Raw genomic sequence first — 23,243 nt, 5'->3', positions numbered from 1 at the left:
GCCATCATTTGGCGGACGCCGCGCCGACCTTCAGCTCGCGGCCCTTGGCGGCGTAGTTGGCCGCCTTCGGGACGGCCGTCCACTCGGGACGGACCGCATCGTTGGCGATGTCGTACACGCCGCCCGCCAGCATGCGCGTCACGCGCGCCATATTGTCGTAGTCGAGCTTGTCCCAGGTGTCATCCTTGCCGTGGTAGTCGGGGAAAGCGTAGGCCACCGACAGGGTGTGCGCCGGCACGCCGGCGTCGGCCAGGGCCTGGTTATCGGCGCGCGAGAAGAACATGTCGCTGAACGAGGCGTGCTTCCACAGGCGCACGCCGCTGCGTTCGGCGCTCTTCTTCATCATCTCGCTGACGGTCGAGTAGTCGAAGCCGGTCATCGCGACCGAGTTGATCTGTTTGCCCTCGCTGTCGTCGGTGCGGCCGGTCTGTTCCAGGTTGATCATGGCCACCGTGTCCTTGAGCGGGAACACCGGATGGCGCGCGTAGTATTTCGCGCCCAGCAGGCCGAGCTCCTCGCCCCACATGGTCATGAAGGCGATGCTGCGGCGCGGGCGTTCCTTGTTCGCGGCCAGGGCCCTGGCGATCTCGATCACCGAGACCACGCCGCTGGCGTCGTCGTTGGCGCCGTTGTACACCTCGCCGTCGCGGATGCCGACGTGGTCGTGGTGGGCCGTGACCAGCACGTAGCTGCTCTTCAGGCTCGCATCCGACCCCGGCAGCACGCCGATCACGTTGCGCAGCTTGACCGGACGCAGCGAAGCCGCGGCCACGCGCGCCGTGACCGTCGCACCGCCCTTCTCCAGCGCCTGCGCGGCGTCAGGCGCGTGCAGCACCAGCACCGGCACCGCCCCCTTTGCCGGCGGCTGCTCCGGATCGACCAGCCAGCCGCCGGTCCCGGCGCCATGGCGCTTTTCCTTGTCGAGCAGGATCACGAGCGATGGTTTACTGGTCAGCTTCTGCTGCAGCAGGCGCGCGGCGCCCGGCACCGGACCGGCCGGCACCACCAGCACCTTGCCGTCGGCGGCGGCGTTGTTCGCCAGCGCGTCCTTCCAGGGCATGAAGACGGTGGCGGCGCCGGCGACCGAGACCGCGTCGAGGAAGTTGCCGGTCACGCCGCCCGCGGGCACCTCGATGGCCGCGCCGCCGGCCTTGACGCTGAGGACGACGTCACCTTCCTTGCGCTCGGCGTACTGCCAGGTCGCGGTCTGGAAGTAGCCGTCGTCACCGGCCGGCTCCAGGCCCGCGGCGCGGAACTGGGACGCGATGTATTCGGTCGCCACGTCCTGCCCGCGCGAAGGCGTGCCGCGGCCTTCAAGCAGGTCGGAAGCCAGGAAGGAGACGTGGCCGCGCAGGACCTGCGGCGAAATGGTGTCGAGCTGGGTCGGGACGGAGGCGCAGCCGGCGGTGGCGAGCGCAAGGACGAGGGCAGTGACGTAAAGACGCATGCGATTGCTTTCGGTGATAGATGGCAAGAAAAGCAATATCGCATGGCGGGGCGAAGCGGTCAACGAAGGGCACCCCGGGGCATATGCATACATATTGCGTTTTACCCACACCGTATAAAAGCGGGACAGCCCGGCCACCGTCCCCGACTTGGCGGTAAGATCGTCCGATTCACCTGCACACACTAGAGGAAAACGATGATCGTCGGGATCGACCTGGGCACCACCAACAGCCTGATCGCGGTATGGGAGGACGGCGCCGCACGCCTGATCCCGAACAGCCTGGGCGAGGTCCTGACACCATCCTGCGTCAGCGTCGACGAGGACGGATCGATCCTGGTCGGCCGCGCCGCGCGCGAACGCCTGCAGACCCACCCGCAGCACAGCGCCGCCAACTTCAAGCGCCTGATGGGCAGCGACAAGACGATCTTCCTCGGCAAGCGCGCCTTCCGGCCGGAAGAACTGTCCGCGCTGGTACTGCGCTCGCTGAAGGAAGACGCCGAGGCGGCGCTCGGCCGGCCAGTCGAGGAAGCCGTCATTACGGTGCCCGCCTACTTCTCCGACGCCCAGCGCAAGGCGACGCGCGCCGCCGGCCAGCTCGCCGGCCTGAAGGTCGAGCGGCTGCTCAACGAGCCCACCGCGGCGGCGCTGGCCTATGGCATCCACCTGCGCGAGGGCGAATCGAAGTTCCTCGTGTTCGACCTGGGCGGCGGCACCTTCGACGTCTCGGTGCTCGACCTGTTCGACGGCGTCATGGAAGTGCGCGCCTCGGCCGGCGACAACCACCTGGGCGGCGAGGACTTCGTGGCCGTGCTGGTCGAGCGCTTCTTCGAGACCAGCAAGGCGCCTGCTACCCTGCGCCACGACGCCGCTTTCATGCAGCGCCTTGGCGCGCAGGCGGAACTGGCCAAGCGCGCGCTCAGCGACAGCCCGCGCGCCGAGATCGTGGCCGGCGACGGACGCCAGGACTACCGCATGGAGCTCGACGAAGCCACGCTGGAGAAAGCCTGCTCGCTGCTGTTGGCGCGCCTGCGCAGTCCGGTCGAGCGCGCCCTGCGCGACGCCAGCCTGCCCCTGGCGGAACTGGACAACATCGTGCTGGCCGGGGGCGCTACCCGCATGCCCATCGTGCGGCGCATGGCGGCGCGCATGTTCGGCCGCTTCCCGTCCTGCGAGATCAATCCCGATGAAGTCGTGGCCCTCGGCGCCGCGGTGCAGGCGGGCCTCAAGATGCGCGACGCGGCGCTGGACGAAGTGGTGATGACCGACGTGGCGCCCTATTCCCTGGGCGTGAGCACCACGGTGCGCATTAGCGGCGATCATTTCTCGCACGGCCACTTCGACCCCATCATCGAGCGCAACACGGTGGTGCCGGTCAGCCGCGTGAAGCGCTACTTCCCGATCCGCGACGATCAGCAGATCATCGAGCTGGTCGTCTACCAGGGCGAAGCGCGCATGGCCGGCGACAACATCAAGCTGGGCCAGCTGGAAGTGCGCCTGCCCCAGGGCGCGGCCGACCATGGCGTCGACGTGCGCTTTACCTACGACGTCAACGGCCTGCTGCAGGTGGAGGCGACGGTGGTCGCTACGAAAGAAGTGCACAGTCTCGTCATCGAAGGCAATCCCGGCCTCTTGAGCGAACAGGAGATAGCCCAGCGCTTCGTCGCCCTTTCCGAACTCAAGATCCACCCGCGCGACCGGATCGAGAACCGCACCCTGCTGGCGCGCGCCGAACGGCTCTACCAGCACCTGCGCGGCATGCCGCGCGAGCAGCTGGGCCGCGAGATCACCAGTTTCGAGACCGCGCTCGAATCGCAGGACCAGCGCGTCATCGTGCCGGCCGCGAAATCCTTCCGCGACGTGGTCGACTACTTCGACCACCAGAGCTTCCTGCTGCCCGACGCCTGAAGCATGGAGACTACCTACGAATTCCTCGAGCTGCTCGAGCTGGACGAAAGCGCGCAAGAACGCGACATCCGCCGCGCCTATGCGCGCAAGCTCAAGCGCATCGACCAGGAGGCGGATCCGGACGGCTTCCAGGCGCTGCGCACTGCCTACGAGGTCGCGCTGGACTGGGCGCGCTGGAAGCTGGCGCAGGATGGCCCTCAGGCGGAACCGCCCTCGCCCGCCATGCCGGCTCCGGCGGAAACACCGGTGCAGGAAGAGCGACCGCCTGTGCAGGAAGAGGAGCCGCCCGAAGCCATGCGCCTGGGCGGCGAAGTCTTCGGCCGTCTTGGCGAGAGCGCCAATGCCCTGGCCGCGGCCGGCAAGCTCGGCGACGTCGATGCCTGGCGCGCCGCCATCGAGGCGCGCTTCGCCGACGAAGAGCTGATCAACATCGACGCCCGCATCTACTTCGAGGCCTACGTCGCCTCGATGCTCGCTTCCGGCTGGCGTCCGGGACACGAAGCCCTGTTCGTGGCGGCGAAGGACGCATTTGCCTGGGACGGCGACCGGCGCCGCCTGTGGCAGCTGGGCCAGGGCGGTCGCTTCCTCGACCAGGCCATTGAAGAGCGTCACGTCTTCGACGCATTGCCGGCGGAAGAACAGGTGCGCATGCGCGAGCTGGCCAGGATGCTGCGGCAGCCGGACATCCCCGCCACGCGGCGCATCCAGGCGGCGATGCCGGACACGGAACGCATGCTGGCGCGCTTTCCGGCCCTGATGGCGGTCGTCGCCGACATGGAGAAGGTGGAGCGCTGGCGCACCGTTTACCGGGAGTCGGGCGGCGCCCCGACATCCTTCGACGTCCAGGAACCGCTTCTCCAGGCAGCTGAGCCGAAGCGCACGTTCACGACCTGGCAAGGCATCGTCCTCTTCCTGGCCCTGAGCGTCGTGCTGCGCTCGGTCTTCAACCATTCAGGCGGCGAGCAGGAGAGCGGCCGCGGCTTCGTTCCGCCGGCGTCGCAGCAGGCGTCGGCGCCCCAGCCACCGCCCGCCGTACCGCAGGCTGTCCTCGACCGCGTCGTGCCGCCCCTGCGCTATACCCCGCCGCCAGGCGCGCCATCCGGCAAGCTGGAAGTCGTCTACAAGGTGTTCCTGACCGAGGACAGGAAAGTGGAGCGGGTGCAGAACTGGCAGACCTCGGGCGAGCCAGGTTTCGATGCGGCCGTCGGCCTGGCGCTGCGCAATGCCGCCGCCTTCCCGCCTGCGACGCCCCGTCAGTTCGAAGTGCGCTACACGGCCGATATCGTCGGCGCGGCTGCGCCGGCCGGCGCGGGCAAGCGCACGACGCCGCCCGGGCCGGTGACGATCCCGGTGGAAACGCTGCGCGCCCATATCCCGCCGGTCCAGTTCCATCCAGCCCGCTCCGCCAGGGAGGGCAAATACACCGGACGTTACCGGGCCATGCTGGATGCCGGCGGGCGGGTGAAGGAGGTCAAGGTCATCGCGTCTTCCGGCAACCTCCTGCTCGACATGGCCGTGGAAAAGGCGGTGCTCGATGCCAAGCCTTTCCCGGGCGGGCTGCAATCGTTCGAGTTCACCTATTCGAGCTCGGTCGTGCGCAAGCAGCGCGATCTCGGGAAAGAGCCGGGGCAGGACGCACCGGACGACCCGCCGGCGCCGCCGGCGGAATGATCAGTCCTTCTCCCATTCCTCGCGCGGCGCGCCCGGACGGCGCCGGTGCACCCTGCCCTGGGTGGTGAAGCCGATCAGGCGCGCCACCACGGCCGCCAGGTACATCACGCCGACCAGCATCTCGATGCTGCACAGGGCGCGCGCGTGCACGGTCAGGGGAATCACGTCGCCGATGCCGGTGCTCGACAGCAGCGCGAAGCTGAGGTAATTCAGCTCGCTCCAGGAGCGTGGCGCGGAGGCGTTGACGGCGGCCGCGAAGGTCCCGGGGTGCAGTTCCTGCACCATCATGTACAGGTGGGTGAAGGCCCAGGCCAGCAGGGTGAAGGTGGCGCCGGCGGCGAACAGCTCGTCGGTGGTGGCCTGGCGGTCGCCCATCATGTAGGCGATCAGGCTGCCGGCCGCATAGAAATAGAACAGCGCCTCCAGCGCCGAGGACCAGGGCAACAGCGTACCGCGCAGGTCGAAGAAAGTCTGCAGGGCCAGCAGGACGACGATCGGCACCGCCAGCGTGGCGCTGATCCAGGTCTCGCCCGGCGTGCGCCGCACCATGCGGATGGTCAGCACCAGCACCGCCACGCCGAAGACATTGAAGGCCCCGTGCCCGGCGGGCTCCTGCTCGATGAAGGGATACAGCAGCATCCCGAGCAGCTGCACCAGCAGCAGGATGGCGGACGGGTGGCGGCGGGTATGGATCCAGAGGCGCAGCGGTCGCATGATGGGGTGGCGAAGTGGACGACGCCGCTATTGTAGGATCACCTGCCCGGGAACAGCGCGCAGAACTGGCGTACCGCGGCGTCCGGGTCGCTGGCCGCGTACACGCTCGTGATCGCCGCCACCATCGCCGCGCCGCGCGCCACCAGCGGGGCCGCGTTCCGCGGGGTCATGCCGCCGATGACCACCATCGGCAGGTCGACGCGGTCGCGCCAGACGTCGATGAGCTCCGGCGGCGTGACAAACGTGTACTTCTTGACCGGTGAAGGATAAAAGCCGCCGAAGGCGACGTAGCTCGCGCCCTGCTCGCGCGCCGATTCCGCCAGCTTCAGTTCGCCGTAGCAGGAGGCGCCGACGATCTTGCCGGGGCCCAGCAATGCGCGCACCTGCGAGACGGGTGCATCGAGGCCGCCCACGTGCACGCCGTCGGCGTCGAGCTCGCGGCACAATTCGACGTGGTCGTTGATGATGAGCGGCCGCCCGTAGCGCCGGCACAGGCCCAGCAGGGCGAGCGCCTGCTGCCGGCGCAGTGCGGGGCTCGCGCTCTTGTGGCGGTACTGCACGAGGGCGGCGCCCGCCGCCAGCGCGGTGCCGGTGACGGCCAGCAGGCAGTCGGTATCGTCCCAGTCGGGCGTGACGAGGTAGAGTCCCCGCAGATCGTGTGGTTTCAATGCTGTCCTTTCAATGCGTGTGCAGGATACGGCGCGGGATGCGCTGTCCCGGCGCGATCCAGAAGGCATGCGCCAGGGTCTGGTGGCAGTAGTCCTGGGCGTGCTCGAGCGCGTCGCCCATGCCGTCGCCCAGGGCCAGGCGCGCGGCGATGGCGGCGGCCAGGGTGCAGCCGCTGCCGTGATAGTCATGCGGCAGACGCGGCAGGCGCCAGCTGCGCTGCTCAAGGCCGGCGCTCAGCCAGCGGTTGACGATGATGTCGCCCTCCCCGTGCCCGCCGGTCACCAGTACGTGCTCGCAGGGGATCTCGCCGATCGCATGGAGCTCCGGCAGGTTGGGCGTGACGATGGTGGCCAGCGGCAGCAGCTCGGCGAGCGCCGCCAGCGCGTTGCCCTTGCCGAGCGCATCGCCATGGCCGCTGGCCAGCACCGGGTCCAGCACCACCGGCAAGCGGGGGTCGGCGGCGCGCAGCTGGCGCAGCAGGCGGGCGATCGCCGCGGCGTTCTCGCGGCTGCCCGGGATGCCAATCTTGACCGCGTCGATGCTGCAGGTGTCGATCAGGGCGTCGGCCTGGCGCGTGACGAGGCCGCAATCGACGGGCTGCACCTCGTGCACGCGGTTGTTGTCCTGCACCGTGAGCGCCGTCGCCACCGGCAGCGCGTGGCCGCCGAGGGCGCCGATGGCGGCGATGTCCGCCGCCAGCCCCGCGCCCCCGCCCGGATCGAGCCCGGCGAACACGAGGACGGTGGGCACCATCAGGTCGCCAGGCCCGTGGTCGGCGAAGATGGCGAACCGGCGAAGCGCTTCGGCATGCGCCCGGCCAGGTGGGCCTCGCGTCCCGCGATGACGGCGTGGCGCATGGCGCCCGCCATCCGCACGGGATCGCGCGCCGCGGCGATCGCGGTGTTCATCAACACCCCGTCGCAGCCCAGCTCCATCGCGATGGCCGCGTCGGAGGCCGTGCCGACGCCGGCGTCGACCAGCACCGGAACGCTCGCCTGCTCGATGATGAGCGAGAGATTCCAGGGGTTCAGGATGCCCATGCCCGAGCCGATCAGGGAAGCCAGCGGCATCACGGCCACGCAACCGATCTCCTGCAGGATGCGGGCCTGCACCGGGTCGTCGCTGCAGTAGACCATCACGTCGAAGCCGTCGCGCACCAGGACCTCAAGCGCCTTGATCGTCTCCGGCATCTGCGGGAACAGGGTCTTCTCGTCGCCCAGCACCTCCAGCTTGACGAGCTTGCGCCCCCCCAGCAGCTCGCGCGCCATCTGCAGCGTGTAGACGGCATCCTTGGCGGTGTAGCAGCCGGCCGTATTGGGCAGGATGGTGAATTCGTCGGGCGGCAGCACGTCGAGCAGGCTCGGGGCGTTCGGGTCCTGGCCGATGTTCACGCGGCGAATCGCCACCGTGACGATCTCGGCGCCCGCCGCCAGGGTGGCCTCGCGCGTCTGCGCCAGGTCGCGGTACTTGCCGCTGCCGACCAGCAGGCGCGAGGCGTACTGGCGGCCGGCGATGGTCAGAAAGTCGTGTTCAGCAATTGCATTCATGTCGTCTTCTCCTTGTCAGCCGCCACCGATGGCGCGCACGATGTCCACCTTGTCCCTGGCCTGCAACTGCCGCTGCGGCCACTGCTGGCGCGGCACGACTTCGCGGTTGACCGCGACCGCCACCGCCTGCTCCGCCAGGCCAAGCTGGCCAGCGAGTTCGTGCAGCGAGGCCCCGGCCGGCAAGAGATAGGGTGAGCCGTTCAATTCGATCTCCGTCATCACACCTCCCGGTACAGCTTGGCGCCGCCGCGCACGAACTCGATCGCCTTTTCCTGCATGCCCTGCCTGAGCGCCGTCTCTTCGCCCACGCCGCTGGCGGCCGCGTACTCGCGCACCTCCTGGGTGATCTTCATCGAGCAGAAATGCGGGCCGCACATCGAGCAGAAGTGGGCCACCTTGGCGGAATCCTTGGGCAGGGTCTCGTCGTGGAAGGCGCGCGCCTTGTCCGGGTCGAGGCCCAGGTTGAACTGGTCTTCCCAGCGGAACTCGAAGCGGGCTTTCGACAGGGCGTTGTCGCGCAGCTGGGCGCCCGGGTGCCCCTTGGCCAGGTCGGCCGCGTGGGCGGCGATCTTGTAGGTGATGATGCCGTCCTTGACGTCCTGCTTGTCCGGCAGGCCCAGGTGCTCTTTGGGCGTGACGTAGCACAGCATGGCGGTGCCGTACCAGCCGATGGTGGCGGCGCCGATACCCGAGGTGATGTGGTCGTAGCCGGGCGCGATGTCGGTGGTGAGCGGGCCCAGGGTATAGAACGGCGCCTCGCTGCATTGCTCCAGCTGCAGGTCCATGTTCTCCTTGATCAGGTGCAGCGGCACGTGGCCCGGGCCCTCGATCATGGTCTGCACGTCGTGCTTCCAGGCGATCTGCGTGAGTTCGCCCAGGGTCTTCAGTTCGGCCAGCTGGGCTTCGTCGTTGGCGTCGTAGATCGAGCCGGGACGCAGGCCGTCGCCCAGGCTGAAGGAGACGTCATAGGCCTTCATGATCTCGCAGATTTCCTCGAAATGCGTGTACAGGAACGATTCCCGATGATGCGCCAGGCACCACTTGGCCATGATCGAGCCGCCGCGCGAGACGATGCCGGTCAGGCGCTTGGCCGTCATCGGCACGTAGGCGAGGCGCACGCCGGCGTGGATGGTGAAGTAGTCGACGCCCTGCTCCGCCTGCTCGATCAGGGTGTCGCGGTAGATGTCCCAGGTGAGTTCCTCGGCCTTGCCGCCGACCTTCTCCAGCGCCTGGTAGATCGGCACCGTCCCGATCGGCACCGGGGAATTCCGGATGATCCACTCGCGGGTCTCGTGGATATGCTTGCCGGTGGAAAGGTCCATGACGTTGTCGGCGCCCCAGCGGATCGCCCAGGTCATCTTCTCCACCTCTTCGCCGATCGAGGAAGTGACGGCCGAGTTGCCGATGTTGGCGTTGATCTTCACCAGGAAGTTGCGGCCGATGATCATCGGTTCGATTTCCGGGTGGTTGATGTTGGCGGGGATGATGGCGCGGCCGCGGGCCACCTCCTCACGCACGAACCCGGGCGTGATTTCAAGCGGGATGCTGGCGCCGAAGGACTGGCCCGGGTGCTGGCGCCCCAGCAGGCTGGCCACGCGCGCGCCCATGGGACCGGAATCGACGAGCGAGGCCAGGTATTCCTTGCGGCGCAGGTTTTCGCGCAGGGCGATGAATTCCATCTCCGGCGTGATGATGCCCTGCCGCGCGTAGTGCATCTGGGTGACGTTGCGCCCAGGCTTCGCGCGGCGCGGGGTGCGCTGCAGTTCGAAGCGCAGGGCGGCAAGCGCCGGGTCGGCCAGCCTCGCCTTGCCGTAGTCCGAGGTGGGGCCCGGCAGCTCTTCGGTGTCCCCGCGTTCGAGAATCCAGGGCAGCCGCGGCGTATTCAGGCCGCGGCGCACGTCGATGCTGGCAGCCGGGTCGGTGTAGGGCCCCGAGGTGTCGTAGACGAACAGCGGCGGATTCGGCTCGCCGCCGAAACTGTCGGGTGTCGGGGATTGCGAGATCTCGCGCATCGGCACGCGGATGTCGGGCCGGCTGCCTTCGATATAGACCTTGCGCGAGTTGGGGAAGGGTTCGATCGCCGCCTGGTCGACCGTGGCGGTCGCAGCTTCGAATTTGAGTGGTGCGTTCATGTGGCTCCTTTGCGGAGCCAGCAAAGGAGTGTGCCAGATACGAGGAGGCGCGCGCGGCTGCGCACGACCATGCTTCTGACTGCTTCCCTTCGCTGGCATTATCCAGATCAGGTTCGGAGGGTATTTCTCACCCGCGTGTCGCTTTTGCGACAGCAGGACCCCTAGCGTGTGCCGCCCTGGAAGTTCCAGAAGCAGCGGGCCGGATTATAGCGCCATCTACTCTATAATGGTTCTTTTCGCAAAACGCTTTGTGCGTTTTTAACGCATTTAACACCCCTTTCACTGACCACACCATGGAACTTGCCAAGTCTTTCGAGCCCGCAGACATTGAACAATACTGGCGCACCGAGTGGGAACAGCGCGGTTACTTCACCGCCACCATGGAAGACGGCAAGCCGTCCTTCGCCATCCAGCTGCCGCCGCCGAACGTCACCGGCACCCTGCACATGGGCCATGCCTTCAACCAGACCATCATGGATGGCCTGACCCGCTACTACCGCATGCGTGGCTACAACACCGCCTGGGTCCCGGGCACCGACCACGCCGGCATCGCCACCCAGATCGTCGTCGAGCGCCAGCTCGACGCCCAGAAGATCTCGCGCCACGACCTGGGCCGCGACGCCTTCGTCGAGAAGGTCTGGGAATGGAAGGAAAAGTCGGGCAGCACCATTACCGGCCAGATGCGCCGCATGGGCACCTCGCCCGACTGGAAACGCGAATACTTCACGATGGACGAGCCGCGCTCGAAGACCGTGACCGAAGTCTTCGTTCGCCTGTTCGAACAGGGCCTGATCTACCGCGGCAAGCGCCTGGTCAACTGGGACCCGGTGCTGGGCACGGCCGTGTCGGACCTGGAAGTCGACTCGCAGGAAGAAGACGGCTCGATGTGGTACATCAAGTACCCGCTCGCCGACGGCTCGGGCCACCTGACGGTCGCCACCACCCGTCCCGAAACCATGCTGGGCGACGTCGCCGTGGCGGTCGATCCGACCGACGAGCGCTATACCCACCTGCACGGCAAGCTGCTCACGCTGCCGCTCACCAAGCGCCAGATCCCGGTCATCGCCGACAGCTACGTGGACAAGGAATTCGGCACCGGCTGCGTGAAGATCACCCCGGCCCACGACTTCAACGACGCCGCCGTCGGCCAGCGCGCCGGCCTTGCGCCGATCAACATCTTCACCCTGGACGCGAAGATCAACGAGAACGGCCCGGCGCAGTACCAGGGCCTGGACCGCTTCGCCGCGCGCAAGCAGATCGTCGCCGACCTGGAAGCGCAAGGCCTGCTGGAGCAGGTCAAGCCGCACAAGCTGATGGTGCCGCGCGGCGACCGCACCGGCGTCGTCATCGAGCCGATGCTGACCGACCAGTGGTTCGTCGCCATGAGCAAACCGGCGCCGGAAGGCACCTTCAATCCGGGCAAGTCGATCACCGAAGTGGCGCTGGAAAAAGTCGCCAGCGGCCAGATCAAGTTCGTGCCGGAGAACTGGACCACCACCTACAACCAGTGGCTGGGCAACATCCAGGACTGGTGCATCTCGCGCCAGCTGTGGTGGGGCCACCGCATCCCGGCCTGGTACGGCGAGAACGGCGAGATCGTCGTCGCCCGCAACGAAGAGGAAGCGCAGGCCAAGGCCGCCGCGCAGGGCATCACGGGACAGCTGCGCCGCGACGACGACGTGCTCGATACCTGGTTCTCCTCGGCCCTGGTGCCTTTCTCGACCATGGGCTGGCCGGAAGAAACCCCGGACATGAAGCACTTCCTGCCTTCGTCGGTGCTGGTGACGGCCTTCGACATCATCTTCTTCTGGGTCGCCCGCATGGTGATGATGACGACCCACTTCACCGGCAAGGTGCCGTTCGAGACCGTGTACGTGCATGGCCTGGTGCGCGACTCGCAAGGCCAGAAGATGTCGAAGTCGAAGGGCAATACCCTCGACCCGATCGACCTGATCGACGGCATCGACATCGAGTCGCTGGTCGCCAAGCGCACCACCGGCCTGATGGACCCGCGCTCGCTTGATAAGATCGCCAAGGCGACCCGCAAGGAATTCCCGGAAGGGATCCCGGCCTTCGGCACCGATGCCGTGCGCTTCACCATGGCGAGTTACGCTTCGCTGGGCCGCAACATCAACTTCGACCTCGGCCGCTGCGAGGGTTACCGCAACTTCTGCAACAAGATGTGGAACGCGACCCGCTTCGTGATGATGAACACGGAAGGGAAAGACTGCAGCGCCCCGAATCCGGAAGACCTGTCGCCCGCCGACCGCTGGATCATCTCCCTGATGAACCGCGCCGAGCTGGAAGTGGCGAAGGGCTTCGCCGACTACCGCTTCGACAATATCGCGAGCAGCATCTACAACTTCTTCTGGTACGAGTACTGCGACTGGTACCTGGAACTGGCCAAGGTCTCGGTCCAGCAGGGTACGGAAGCGCAACAGCGCGCCACCCGCCACACCCTGCTGCGCGTGCTGGAAGTGGCACTGCGCCTGGCGCACCCGATCATTCCGTTCGTGACCGAAGCGCTGTGGCAGGCGATCGCGCCGCTGGCAGGCAAAACCGGCGACACCATCATGCTGCAGCCCTACCCGCTGGCTGATACCTCTCTCGTGAGCGAAGAAGCGGAAAGCTGGATGGAACAGCTCAAGGCCCTGATCGACGCCACCCGCAACCTGCGCGGCGAGATGTCGTTGTCGCCGTCGGTGCGCGTGCCGCTGATCGTCGAGCCGGGCAATGAGGAAGACCGCGCCCGCATGGCCGTCTTCGCGCCCTACATCCAGGCGCTGGGCAAGCTTGCCGAAGTGCAGATCGTCGATGCGCTGCCGGAGTCGCCGGCCGCCGTGTCGATCGTCGGCACCACCAAGCTGATGCTGAAGGTCGAGATCGACGTCGCCGCCGAGCGCGAGCGCCTGTCGAAGGAGATCGCCCGCCTGCAGGGCGAGATCGCCAAGGCCAGCGGCAAGCTGTCCAACGAGAGCTTCGTCGCGCGCGCCCCGGCCGCGGTGGTGGAGCAGGAGAAGGAACGCGTCGCGAACTTCTCGGCGACGCTGGCCAAGATGCAGGAACAGCTGGCCAAGCTGCCGGCTGCCTGATCCGGCACGGCTCCATGAAAGACGCGGCTCTCGAGCCGCGTTTTTTTATTTGGCGCTTGCGGCATGCGCCTTGCGCAGCCGCTCCACCGACGCCAGCACTGCCGTGCGCGCGCTCGCGCAATCGAGCTTCGCCATCTGCTGCATGCTCATGGTCTTGCCGATGTCTTCCGCCACCAGATAGCCCAGGTAATAGCCGCGCCGCGCCGGCAAGCCGGTGTCGTCGCCACCGCGTCCCTGGAACAGGCCGGCATAGGCGGTGCGATCGTCGCTATCCAGCTTTCCGTGCAGGTCCTCGAAGGCGCGCCCCAGCTGCTTTTGCGTGTCGGCCACCAGGTTGCGCGGTATGTCGAGCAGCAGTTCGCTATTGTTCGCCGCCGGATTCATGCGCTTGGCCACATAGGTGGCCAGGCCCTCGTTCCACAAGGATGCCCAGATCGGCTCGCCGGAGCATTCCATCTCGTGGTAGTCGTGAAACAGCTCGTGGTGGAAGAAAGCCGCTTCATCGCCGTCCCCGTGGTACTTGACCATCGCATCGGCGCCGAACACGAAGTAGGTTTTTCCATCCAGGGTGCGGGTGCCGCCGTCCATCTCGCCGAGCGAGTGCAGGAACCAGATGTCGGTCTTGGCCGCGTAATCCGGAAAGCTCGCGCGGAAGCTGGCGATGTGGCCCGGCAGTTCCTGGGTGAAGCGCGCCACCTTCTTCTCGTAGGCCGCGCGCATGGACGGGAATTCGGCGCGGGCCTTGACGATCATGTTCTCGTACTGGGCCGGGGTGAACATGCCACTGAAACGCTGCGCGTCGTAGAAGCCCGGGAAGCGCGCGCCGATCGTGGACCTGAAGTCGCGCAGGAACTCGGCGTCCGGCTTGCCCGCGTTGCGCTCCCACACCTGCACGAAGGGGGTGGCCAGATCATGGACCTGCATGCTCAAGCCCTTCACCTCGGTGGCGCCGGCAGAGGCGGACAGCATGGCGGCCAGCAGGGGGAGAAGTACGGGACGGAAAAGACGCTTCACTGGGTGTTACCTCTATAAAAGGGAAAAGGTATCGACATAAAAATCGGCAACATGTCATCAGAGTGACGCAGGATTGTCAAGATGACCAGCCCATGGAGCGATCCCGGATTGGAAGAAGTCCTCGGATTCCGCCGTCCACTTGGCGGGAAGGGTTTGCTACACTCTGCCATACCAATAACGATTCTGGAGACCCAAGATGCGACACTTGAAGAAGGCTGCCCTGATTGCCACGATGCTTGCGATGCCCCTGGTGGCGATGGCGCAGAACGCCTCGCCGGTGGGCGTGTGGAAAACGATCGACGACGAGACCGGGAAACCGAAGTCGCTGGTGCGCATCACCGAGGAAGGCGGCGCCCTGACCGGCAAGATCGAGAAGCTGTTCCGCCCAGCGGACCAGGACCAGAACCCGAAATGCACCTCCTGCGAAGGCGCGCGCAAGGACCAGCCGATCATCGGCATGACCATCCTGTGGGGCCTGAAGAAGGACGGCAACGAGTACACCGGCGGCGAGATCCTCGACCCGGCCAAGGGCAAGACCTACAAGAGCAAGGCGACCCTGAAGGACAACGGCAGCAAGCTCGAAGTGCGCGGCTACATCGGCGCGCCGATGTTCGGCCGTTCCCAGACCTGGGTCCGCGAACAGTAAGCACGGGGGGACGGCAGCCATGATCCACAAGCATATGTTTGTGCTGGCCGTCCCCGACCTCGATCGCTCGGCAGGCTTCTACCGCGACGTGCTGGGTTTCACCATCCACGAGATGGGCGACCCGGGCTGGCGCATGTTCGAGCGCGACGGCTGCCGCATCATGGCGGGCGCCTGTCCCGACGCCCTCCCGGCGGCCCAGCTGGGCGACCACAGCTGGTTCGCCTACCTCGAAGTCGACAACGCCGACGCCTGGCATGCCCGCGCCGCGGCCTGCGGCGCCGAGATCACCAAGCCGCTCGCCACCGAGCCCTGGGGCATGCGCGAGTTCGGCCTGCGCACCGTCGACGGCCACCGCATCATGATCGGGCACGCCCTGCCCGAGGGATGAATCCGCCGGCGTGCGCCTGTATCATGGGAGCATGACCCAGACCCAAGCCTACCTTTATCTCGCCTTCGCCATCGGCGCCGAAGTGATCGGCACCACCGCGCTCAAGGCGTCCGACAGCTTCACCCGTCCCTGGCCCAGCCTGCTCACCGTGGGCTGCTACGCCCTCTCCTTCTACCTGCTGACCTTCAGCCTGCGCGTGCTGCCCACGGGGATCGCCTACGCGATCTGGTCCGGAGTCGGCATCGTCCTGATTTCCGCGATCAGCTGGGTGGTCTACGCGCAGCGCCTCGACCTGCCCGCGATCCTCGGGCTGGGCCTGATCATCGCCGGTGTCGCGGTCATCAACCTGTTCTCTAAAAGCGTCGGCCACTGAGCGCGTTCAATTGCGCGACAAGAAACTTGTCATTCCGATATCGTCACTCCTTACTGCTGAGTCAACCCCTTGCGTAAGGAGGAAGTCCCCGTGCTTTACCTGCGTCTTGCCTGTCTGCTGGCCGGCTTCCTCGTGCTGCTCGCGCCGCCAGCCATGCTCTACCCGACGGGCGCATCGTCGAATGAGCTGGCCCCGGCCGCCGGGATGCTGATCGCGCTGCTGCTGGCCGCCGCGAGCTTCTTCCATATCGCCCTGACCGGCCACCGCATCCGCCACTCCCCGGCCCTGCGCCGCCTGTGCGCCCTGCTGCTGTGCGCCCCCTTCCTGGCCGGCGCCGCCGCCCTGTGGCGCAGCGCCACCCCACCCGCCCTGTGGCTGAGCGGCCTGCTGCTCGGCTTCACCCTGATCGTCTCGGCCATCCTCGCCTATCCCCTGCTGCGCGGCCCCAGCCCCCGCCGCATCCGCGCCCGCGAAGTCCGCCTGCACCGCCGCCAATTGGGGGCAGAGTCGAATTATTTGCCAATATCCCACCACCAAGGCGCACCGCGCAATTAATCCTTATCCTGACCAATTGATCGGAAGACCGTACCCAACAATTCGACTCTGACCCTCATTTTTCTCCCCGGCAAGCGAGGCAAAACTAATGAGGGTCAGAGTCGAATTATTCGCCAAGAACTTCACGTCAGCTGAGCTGAGGCCATGTTTTGTGATCGAAGGACAGATCGCAAAGGATATTGGCAAACAATTCAACTCTGACCCTCATTGGGGGTGTGGTGTGCTATTGTCGGGACATGTCCAGCCTGGATCGTTAGCGTACCGATGAGCGTTCCGAATCCGGCGCGGCCCGTCGTGCGGGGGCGTGCCTTGCGTTATCTCCGCCTGTTCAGCCTGTTTGCGGGCGTGCTGGCGCTCATCCATCCGCCCCTGCTGCTGCGCTCCATCGCCCACGTGGTGCCGGACATGGCCGAGCCTTTCGTCATGCTGGGCGGGATGCTGCTGGCGGCCGGGGGGTACTTCGTGATCGGGCTGGCCGGGCACCGCATGCGGCGCTCGCCGGAGCTGCGTTCGCTGGCGGCGCTCCTGATGATGATGCCCTTCGCGGCCAGCGCCACCGTGGTCTGGCATGGGGTCAGCAGCCCGACCCTGATGCGCATCTGCGGCTTCCTGCTGGCCTTCACGCTGGTGCTCTACATGACCTTCATCTACCCGCTGATGCACACGCCGAAGCCGCGCCAGGCCAAGGACTACAGCCAGCCGGCGTCGCGCGCCATGCGGTAGGCTTCGACGCGGTTGCCGGCACCCAATTTGCTGATAGCCTCGGACAGGTAGTTGCGCACCGTGCCCTCGGACAGGTGCACCTGGCGCGCGATCTCGGCGCTGGCGCGGCCCTCGCCTGCCAGGCGCAGCACCTGGCGCTCGCGTTCCGTGAGCGGGTCCGCGCCGCCGCTCCAGCTTTCCATGGCCAGTTCGGGCGCGATCGCCCTGCCGCCACCGTGCACGGCGCGGATCGCCGCGGCCAACGCATCCACCGGCGCATCCTTGAGCAGGTAGCCACGCACGCCCGCCTCCAGGGCCCGCCGCAGGTAGCCGCTGCGCCCGAAGGTCGTCACCACGACCACCTTCGCCGGCGAACGCTCTTCCTTCAGCCGGGCCGCCAGTTCCAGGCCCGTCATCAGGGGCATCTCGATGTCGGTCAGGACGATGTCCGGCGCCAGGCTCGCACACAGGGCGAGCGCCTCGCGGCCGTTGGTGGCGGTGCCCACGACCTCGAAGTCGGGCTCGAGCCGCAGCAGCGCGGCCAGGGCGCCCAGGACGAGGGTCTGGTCTTCAGCCAGGAGGATACGGATCATGCGGTGGCCCCGAGTGGAATGCGCAGTTCGAGTTCGAGGCCGGCGCCTGCGCGCAGCGCCAGCCGGCCGCCGACCGATGCCACCCGCTCGCGCATGCCCGTCAAGCCGTTGCCGTGCTTGAGGTCGGCGCTGTTGCGCGCCCGGCCATCGTCGGCGATGCGCAGCACGGCCACGCCGTGTTCCAGCGCCAGGGACACGCTGCAGCGCTTTGCGTCCGCATGCCGCACGACGTTGGTGACGGCCTCGCGCAGCGCCAGCGCCACCACGTTCTCGGCGGCCGGCGCCAGCGCGAAGCGTTCGACCTGCTCCTCGAAGGCCACGTCGGCCGCGGCCAGGCTGGCGCGCGCGCTGGCCAGGGCGTGGGCCAGGCCACTCTCGCGATAGCCGCTGACGGCGGCGCGCACTTCGGCCAGGGCCTGGCGCGCGCTACGTTCGATGTCGGCGATTTCGCTCGCGCAGGCGTCGGCGTCACGGTGCACGAGTTTGCGCGCCAGTTCCGCCTTCAGGGCGATCAGCGACAGCGAGTGCCCCAACAGATCGTGCAGGTCGCGCGAGATGCGTTCGCGCTCGGCGATGGTGGCCAGGTGCTCGACCTCTTCCTGCTTGCGCAGCAATTCCTGGCGCGAGCGGCGCAGGCGCGCGTCCATGACGGCGCCGAGACCCACCGGCAGGCTCACGCACAGGATCGGCATCAGGAAGGTGAATTGCATATTGCCGCCGACCTGCAGGGAGGCCAGCAGCGCCAGCACGACCACGCCGCCGATCGCGAGCATCGCATGCTTCATGCGTGTGATGCCGGCCGCCATCGCGCAGGCGAAGATGAAGAAAACCGCCGCACCCGGATTCCAGCTTACCCAGGCCGCACCCAGCAGGCAGCCTGCCAGCATGCAGCCGACCGACCGCCAGCCGCGCGCCCGGTAGCTCGCAAAATACAGTGGCAGGAATACCAGGAGTGTGAGCGCCAGCATGGCCGCTTCCAGCGGAGAAGGTGCGACGTAGGCGTACTTCCAGCCCATGTAGCCGAGGCTCAGCAGCCAGAAGTACGGCATCCTGCCCTGTTCCGGCGGAAGCCACGGCCCCGCCAGGATGTCCCTGATCCTGTTCATCGCTCTCTCAATCCGAATGGAAGACCGGCTTACTTGTCGAGCAGGCGCACGTCGGCGATCTCGAAGCGGTAGTCGCCGGGTTCGGGACCGGCATTGAATCCTATCATGGTGAGCAAGGCCGGATCGATGCCGGGGAACCTCGACAGCGGCACCGACACTTCCTTCCATTCAGGACCGGCGATGAAGTGGACGGTGGCGGGGATCGTCACGCCGCGCGACATCATGCTGAGGGCATAGCGCTGGCCGTCGCCGCGCACGCGGAACGCGATCGTCTTGACCGCGCTGAGGTTGGCCGGCTGCATGGGCTGCGCGCCCGGTCCGAAGGCCAGGCCGGCCCATGGATAGGGGAAGTTCGCCTTCACGACGCGCGCACGCACCGCCAGCGCCGCCGGCGCTCCGGCGTCAAGGGGCAGCAGCTCCAGCGTCGCGCTCGAGGCGCCGCCCATCATGCCATCGTGGGTCGGGCTCCAGCCCATGCCGAAGGGGCTGGCGAGCTTCTCCTTCGTGAACAGGCTGATGCGCCCGTCCGCCGGCAGTGTCACAGGCGCCATGCCCGGCTCCGCGTTTTCCCGGGCTACCCGTTCGCGCTGGCGCACACGGAGCGGCTCGGTGCTCTCGCCGTCTTTCCACACCTCGACGATGCGCCGCGTGCTGGCGATATCGACCAGCGGGTTCCCCTCCACCAGCACCAGGTCGGCCTTGTAGCCGCTTGCGACTCTTCCGCGCTTGCCGAGCCCGAAAGCCCTGGCTGGCGCGCTCGTGGCGGCGGCCAGCGCCTCGCCGGGGCGCATTCCGGCCGCTACCAGCGCCGCGAGTTCCTGGTGCATGCTGATGCCATACTGGGTGCCCGCATTGCCGGCATCGGTCCCGGCCAGCACCGGCACGCCGGCACGGTGCATGGCCGCGATGACCGCCTTCGGCGCCACCAGCTGCTCCGGCATCGGCGACTGCCCGTAGCTGGCGCGCAGCGACTGCCGCTGCTCGCGGTCCAGCAGGCCGGCAAGCGCAGGATCGGACAGCACACCGTCCGTCTTCACGCCCGCCATGCTTTCCAGGACCACCCAGGTCGGAATCACGAAGGCGCGCTTGGCCTTGGCCAGCCGCGCCAGCGCATCGGCGTCCGCGGCGGCGATGTCCTTGCCGATGAAGAGGTGGACCAGCCCGTCCGCGCCCATCTCGAGCGCCGCACGCGCATGCGCCAGGGTGCTGATGTGCACCACGGCCAGCTTGCCGCGCCGGTGCGCGGCCTCGATCAATGCCGTGACGGTGGCGGCGTCGAGGCTGTTCATGCGATGCGCGCCATGTCCCTCCTCCCAGGCGATCTTGATGAAGTGCGAGCCTTCGGCGATGCGCGCGTCGACGAAGGCCTGGGCCTCGCCCGGCGTGGCCAGCGTCGGAATCGGCATGCCGAACTGGGTGCCATGGCCGCCTTTCGCCGTCGCCAGGGTGCCGGCCGAGAACATGTCGGCGCGCCCGCCATTCTTCCCGGCGGTCATGGCGGTCTTGAGCTCCTGCATGATCTGCACGCTGTTGAACATGTCGACCTGGGTGGTGACGCCGAACAGCAGCGGCAGCTCCAGGTAGCGGAAGGCGTGGACGTGCGCATCGATCAAACCCGGCAGCAAGGTACGCCCGGCGCCGTCGACGATGCGGGCGCCTGCCGGCGGGGCGCCGCGGAAATCGGCATCGACGATGACGGCCCCGTCGAACAGGACCGAGCGGCGTTCGTGCACGCGCTCGCCGTCGAAGACGCGCGCGTCCCGGACCAGGGTCGGAGCGGCGTGGGAAGAAGCGGCCATCAGGAGGACGGCGGCGGCGGCGACTGCTTTCAGGACGATAACCTTCATGTGTTCCTCGCATGGATTAGTGTGAAGCCAGTATGCGAAAAACACGATGGCGGCTGTAGACGCAGGCGCCATTAAATTAAGATGACATTTGTCATGCGGTCAGTGGAAATGCCCAATGGACGTGACTGAAATCTCAGGGGTGGGGCGGCATGCCATTAAGCGCACAATGTGCTGCTTAGTATTGGGTTGACCATTGGGACGTAAAATGCCCTACACTTTTCGGTATCGAACTCAACAAGCTGCAACAGGTACCGGACTGTTGGGCTTCAACGATAGCAGTGGGCCAGTCTGGACAGAAGCTACGGCTCTCGAGCATTGCGAGACCTTCTCTATGGAGCGTCATCACTGCCGAAAACTAAGGTTCAAGGGGTCAATAGAATTTCGTGCAGGCAGAGTAAAGCGCTAATCTTGCGGCCGCTGATCGCATACGTCCCAAGTGACTGCTTTGGGTCGGCGGTTACCTATGCTAAACGGCCCAGATGGGCCAGAAGCGGACAATGAAACGAAAGGAGCGCTAGGTGGCTGTAAAACTTGTCGCATCGATCTCAGGATTTCTATTCATTGCTCTCGCGGTCATGTTCGGTGAAGCGTTTAGCCCCGACGCATCAAACGATCTCATGACCGTAGGCTCGATATGCGGTTTTGTAGGCGGCACTGCCTTTGTGCTTGGTGCCGTATTCGGCCGTACGGGCCTAATCGCCGCATCGATTTCCGGATGTATTGCGTTAGTAGTAGTCAGTTTGCCTCTACAGCTTTACTACGCAACGACTGCGTCATTGGGCAAGTACGCGGCTGTTCTATTGCTCCTTTTCGCTCTGGTGAATACGGCAATTTTCTTGGGAATGCGTCTCCGCAAAACGGAATCGAGCTGATATCGAACGCCCGTTTTTGTTCGGGTCCTGCCCTTTGTGACAGTCCGGGATTTTTCAGTCTTGACGACCTGCTATGCTGAGCTCCAACGGCGGCGTTCGGCCAGGAGCAGACGTTCCGATAAATTACAAGAGAGCCAGGTCAATGAGTAGAGAACTTGTGGCGAACAAGGTGTCGTTCGAGGAGGACGACGCCACGGCGGTTTTTGCATTCTGCGCTGATGATGGACAGTCTTCGGAATACCTAATGCTTCAGTATCCTCTGCAAACAGACGAGCAAGACAGGCGTCTTGGCCTGGACGGTCTGTACATCGAACGAGATGACCAAGCGTTCGGGTGCTACCGCGGTGTCAAGTCAATACGGAGGATCGGTGATCGCATCGAAATCGATCTCAATGCGGAAGGCAAGCGGCGGCTGAAAGTGGAGCGAATGGTCATCGTTCCTGTGCATTGGAGCTCTACAATCGATCAAGGACTTGACCGCCTCGCCGCATTGTCAGATGGCGAATACGACGTCCAGGTACAGTGAGGATACGAACGTCCGCTTCGGGTCCGATCTCGGCCAGTCCTGACAGTCGCTGATTTTCCGCGCTGGCAACATGCTATGCTGGCTCCAACGGCAGGGTTCGGCCAGAAGCAGACATACAAAATAATGGTGGAGTATGGAACCAGATCTGTCGCAGATATCGAGGGGCCTTGGGTGGAACCGGCATTCGAGTCAAGTTTGATTCAGCGGTGTCGCGAAAACTGGTCAATACCTATTCACCAGGTCACAAACCATGTTCTTGCCACTTTCCTTCGTCAGCGTGCAGGCCTTTCGCTTGTGGTTCCGGAAGCAAATCGCAGGATCATGGCTCAGTACTGCGACGGAAGCGAAATGTACGACGAAGAGTTGTCCGTAGCCTTAGCTGATCTAGCCTGATTGTTCAGTTGCAATACGCACTGCGCCACTCTTGACCGTCTGATATCGGTCGGTTCTGCTGGTCGTGACAGTCTGCGAATTTTGCAGAGCGACAATCTACTATGCTGGGTCGAACGGCCGCGTTTGGCCAGGAACGGGCATCGGAAACAGCTATTTTTATCGTTGAAAACTACGTGAACTTCAGCTCGCTACCACTTCATGACGCCTCACTCGCAGCTATCTACATCAGCTGGGAGGCGGCACGATGTGATTTGCGCTTGAGGCCTGTCGGCTTGCCATCTCACCTGCTTGTGTTTGAGGGGTTCACGAACATTGAGCTTCCGCGACGTGAAAGTTGGGGACCGTCTTCTTCGGTTAATTCGTTAGCGCAGCTGCACGAGGTCCTATTCGAAATAGAACTGCAATCGGGCGACACGATCCGGATCGAGGCTTCCCACTGGACATTCCGTCCAGAGAGCGCATAGGCCTGTTTTCGGCAGTTGCTATCTTGGTCCGCTTTAAGTCGCTTCGCGCCTGCGTGATAGTCCACGATTTTCCACGCTGACGACCTGGTATGCTGAGCTCAACAGTCGACCCCCGGCCAGAAGCGGCCTCTCATGAATTCTGGGTGACGCAATGACGCATGAAGTCCGAACGCTTTCGGAACCTCGTCTGCTCAGCCCTGCAGAGCGCGAGCTTACGGCTTGGTTACTAAACCATGGATGTAGCGACGCACCACAGTTTTTGACTCAGCTCGATCGGGCAGAAGTGGTGGCGCATTGCCAATGCGGCTGCGCAAGCGTCGATTTCTCCGTCGCCGGACGGCAGCCACTGACGTTTGCGATGCGTGTGCTTTCGGACTATCAGTGGAAAGACGATAGAGGTTATCACTTCGGGGTAATGGTCTTTGAACAAGACGACCTACTGGCTGGCTTGAATGTCTGGTCGATCGATGGGCAGGCCACTCCACATGAACTCCCACCCATCCATTTACTTGTGCCCTACGGCACTCCAAACGAGTAACTCAACGAAAGACGGCGATGGTCCGCTTTGGCTCGATAGCGCACGCATA

At 65.6% G+C, this 23,243-nt stretch carries 21 protein-coding genes and 1 riboswitch; of the genes, 10 read left to right on the top strand and 11 right to left on the bottom strand.

All coding sequences use genetic code 11. The annotated features are described in order from the left end of the window. Nucleotides 1-4: 4 nt before the first annotated feature. Entirely contained in the window at nt 5-1,447 is a 1,443-nt protein-coding gene (locus tag NX780_RS09360) for a M28 family metallopeptidase (protein WP_258827594.1), read from the bottom strand. A gap of 195 nt (nt 1,448-1,642) precedes the next feature. Here NX780_RS09360 and NX780_RS09355 point away from each other — a divergent pair, with 195 nt between their 5' ends. Both NX780_RS09355 and NX780_RS09350 read left to right on the top strand, forming a co-directional pair. Beyond that, nucleotides 1,643-3,352 (top strand): molecular chaperone HscC, encoded by a 1,710-nt coding sequence (locus NX780_RS09355; RefSeq protein WP_258827593.1) that lies wholly within the window; start codon nt 1,643-1,645, stop codon nt 3,350-3,352. Between the two features lie 3 nt (nt 3,353-3,355). Next, nucleotides 3,356-5,023: a TonB C-terminal domain-containing protein gene (locus tag NX780_RS09350; protein WP_258827592.1), complete on the top strand. Its 1,668-nt coding sequence runs from the start codon at nt 3,356-3,358 to the stop codon at nt 5,021-5,023. Here the strand turns inward: NX780_RS09350 and NX780_RS09345 are convergent, their stop codons facing one another. From NX780_RS09345 to thiC, 6 genes are read right to left on the bottom strand one after another with little or no spacing between them, the layout of a single operon-like run. After that, nucleotides 5,024-5,737, bottom strand: coding sequence for an ion channel (locus NX780_RS09345; RefSeq protein WP_258827591.1), 714 nt, complete (start codon nt 5,735-5,737; stop codon nt 5,024-5,026). Nucleotides 5,738-5,775: 38 nt separating this feature from the next. Next, nucleotides 5,776-6,390 carry a thiamine phosphate synthase gene (gene thiE, locus NX780_RS09340; RefSeq protein WP_258827773.1) on the bottom strand — a complete coding sequence of 205 codons (615 nt, stop codon included), beginning with the start codon at nt 6,388-6,390 and terminating at the stop codon, nt 5,776-5,778. Between the two features lie 25 nt (nt 6,391-6,415). After that, the gene (gene thiD, locus NX780_RS09335) at nt 6,416-7,159 is read right to left on the bottom strand and encodes a bifunctional hydroxymethylpyrimidine kinase/phosphomethylpyrimidine kinase (protein WP_258827590.1); all 744 of its coding nucleotides are present in this window, start codon (nt 7,157-7,159) and stop codon (nt 6,416-6,418) included. Next, nucleotides 7,159-7,953 carry a thiazole synthase gene (locus tag NX780_RS09330; protein ID WP_258827589.1) on the bottom strand — a complete coding sequence of 265 codons (795 nt, stop codon included), beginning with the start codon at nt 7,951-7,953 and terminating at the stop codon, nt 7,159-7,161. The genes thiD and NX780_RS09330 overlap by 1 nt, the downstream gene beginning before the upstream one ends. Nucleotides 7,954-7,968: 15 nt before the next feature. Further along, nucleotides 7,969-8,172, bottom strand: a complete 204-nt coding sequence (thiS, locus tag NX780_RS09325; protein WP_258827588.1) for a sulfur carrier protein ThiS — start codon at nt 8,170-8,172, stop codon at nt 7,969-7,971. Beyond that, a complete protein-coding gene (gene thiC / locus NX780_RS09320; protein WP_258827587.1) occupies nt 8,172-10,085 on the bottom strand; it encodes a phosphomethylpyrimidine synthase ThiC in 1,914 nt (637 codons plus the stop codon). Before thiC ends, thiS begins: the two co-directional genes overlap by 1 nt. 67 nt (nt 10,086-10,152) lie before the next feature. Further along, nucleotides 10,153-10,258, bottom strand: a riboswitch (TPP riboswitch). 120 nt (nt 10,259-10,378) lie between these two features. On the opposite strand from thiC, the gene NX780_RS09315 reads away from it, so the two are divergent. Continuing rightward, the gene (locus NX780_RS09315; RefSeq protein WP_258827586.1) at nt 10,379-13,177 is read left to right on the top strand and encodes a valine--tRNA ligase; all 2,799 of its coding nucleotides are present in this window, start codon (nt 10,379-10,381) and stop codon (nt 13,175-13,177) included. A gap of 45 nt (nt 13,178-13,222) precedes the next feature. Here NX780_RS09315 and NX780_RS09310 read toward each other — a convergent pair whose 3' ends face one another. Beyond that, nucleotides 13,223-14,191, bottom strand: coding sequence for a hypothetical protein (locus NX780_RS09310; protein WP_258827585.1), 969 nt, complete (start codon nt 14,189-14,191; stop codon nt 13,223-13,225). A gap of 196 nt (nt 14,192-14,387) precedes the next feature. Here NX780_RS09310 and NX780_RS09305 point away from each other — a divergent pair, with 196 nt between their 5' ends. The 5 genes from NX780_RS09305 (at nt 14,388) to NX780_RS09285 (ending at nt 16,876) form a co-directional block, all read left to right on the top strand. Continuing rightward, the gene (locus NX780_RS09305; RefSeq protein ID WP_258827584.1) at nt 14,388-14,837 is read left to right on the top strand and encodes a DUF2147 domain-containing protein; all 450 of its coding nucleotides are present in this window, start codon (nt 14,388-14,390) and stop codon (nt 14,835-14,837) included. Nucleotides 14,838-14,856: 19 nt separating this feature from the next. Continuing rightward, on the top strand, nt 14,857-15,225 hold the full coding sequence (locus NX780_RS09300; RefSeq protein ID WP_258827583.1) for a VOC family protein: 369 nt from the start codon (nt 14,857-14,859) through the stop codon (nt 15,223-15,225). A 31-nt stretch (nt 15,226-15,256) separates the two neighbouring features. Next, nucleotides 15,257-15,598, top strand: coding sequence for an SMR family transporter (locus NX780_RS09295; protein ID WP_258827582.1), 342 nt, complete (start codon nt 15,257-15,259; stop codon nt 15,596-15,598). Nucleotides 15,599-15,688: 90 nt separating this feature from the next. Further along, a complete protein-coding gene (locus tag NX780_RS09290; RefSeq protein ID WP_258827581.1) occupies nt 15,689-16,153 on the top strand; it encodes a hypothetical protein in 465 nt (154 codons plus the stop codon). Between the two features lie 264 nt (nt 16,154-16,417). Further along, nucleotides 16,418-16,876, top strand: coding sequence for a hypothetical protein (locus tag NX780_RS09285; protein WP_258827580.1), 459 nt, complete (start codon nt 16,418-16,420; stop codon nt 16,874-16,876). On the opposite strand, the gene NX780_RS09280 is transcribed toward NX780_RS09285, so the two are convergent. From NX780_RS09280 to NX780_RS09270, 3 genes are read right to left on the bottom strand one after another with little or no spacing between them, the layout of a single operon-like run. Then, on the bottom strand, nt 16,843-17,448 hold the full coding sequence (locus NX780_RS09280; RefSeq protein ID WP_258827579.1) for a response regulator transcription factor: 606 nt from the start codon (nt 17,446-17,448) through the stop codon (nt 16,843-16,845). The two genes, NX780_RS09285 and NX780_RS09280, sit on opposite strands and share 34 nt — an antisense overlap. Next, on the bottom strand, nt 17,445-18,554 hold the full coding sequence (locus tag NX780_RS09275) for a sensor histidine kinase (RefSeq protein WP_258827578.1): 1,110 nt from the start codon (nt 18,552-18,554) through the stop codon (nt 17,445-17,447). Before NX780_RS09275 ends, NX780_RS09280 begins: the two co-directional genes overlap by 4 nt. A gap of 29 nt (nt 18,555-18,583) precedes the next feature. Beyond that, nucleotides 18,584-20,401 carry a CIA30 family protein gene (locus NX780_RS09270; protein WP_258827577.1) on the bottom strand — a complete coding sequence of 606 codons (1,818 nt, stop codon included), beginning with the start codon at nt 20,399-20,401 and terminating at the stop codon, nt 18,584-18,586. 1,014 nt (nt 20,402-21,415) lie between these two features. Between NX780_RS09270 and NX780_RS09265 the strand changes: the two genes are divergently transcribed. Together NX780_RS09265 and NX780_RS09260 are read left to right on the top strand one after the other, a co-directional pair. Next, nucleotides 21,416-21,799, top strand: a complete 384-nt coding sequence (locus NX780_RS09265; protein WP_258827576.1) for an Imm10 family immunity protein — start codon at nt 21,416-21,418, stop codon at nt 21,797-21,799. Nucleotides 21,800-22,807: 1,008 nt separating this feature from the next. Next, nucleotides 22,808-23,194: a hypothetical protein gene (locus NX780_RS09260; RefSeq protein ID WP_258827575.1), complete on the top strand. Its 387-nt coding sequence runs from the start codon at nt 22,808-22,810 to the stop codon at nt 23,192-23,194. Nucleotides 23,195-23,243: the final 49 nt, after the last annotated feature.

It is taken from the genome of Massilia agri (assembly GCF_024753255.1).
Classification (GTDB): Bacteria; Pseudomonadota; Gammaproteobacteria; order Burkholderiales; family Burkholderiaceae_D; genus Telluria; species Telluria agri.
The sequence above is the reverse complement of the archived record's forward strand: the minus strand, read 5'-3'. Positions and strand labels throughout refer to the sequence as shown.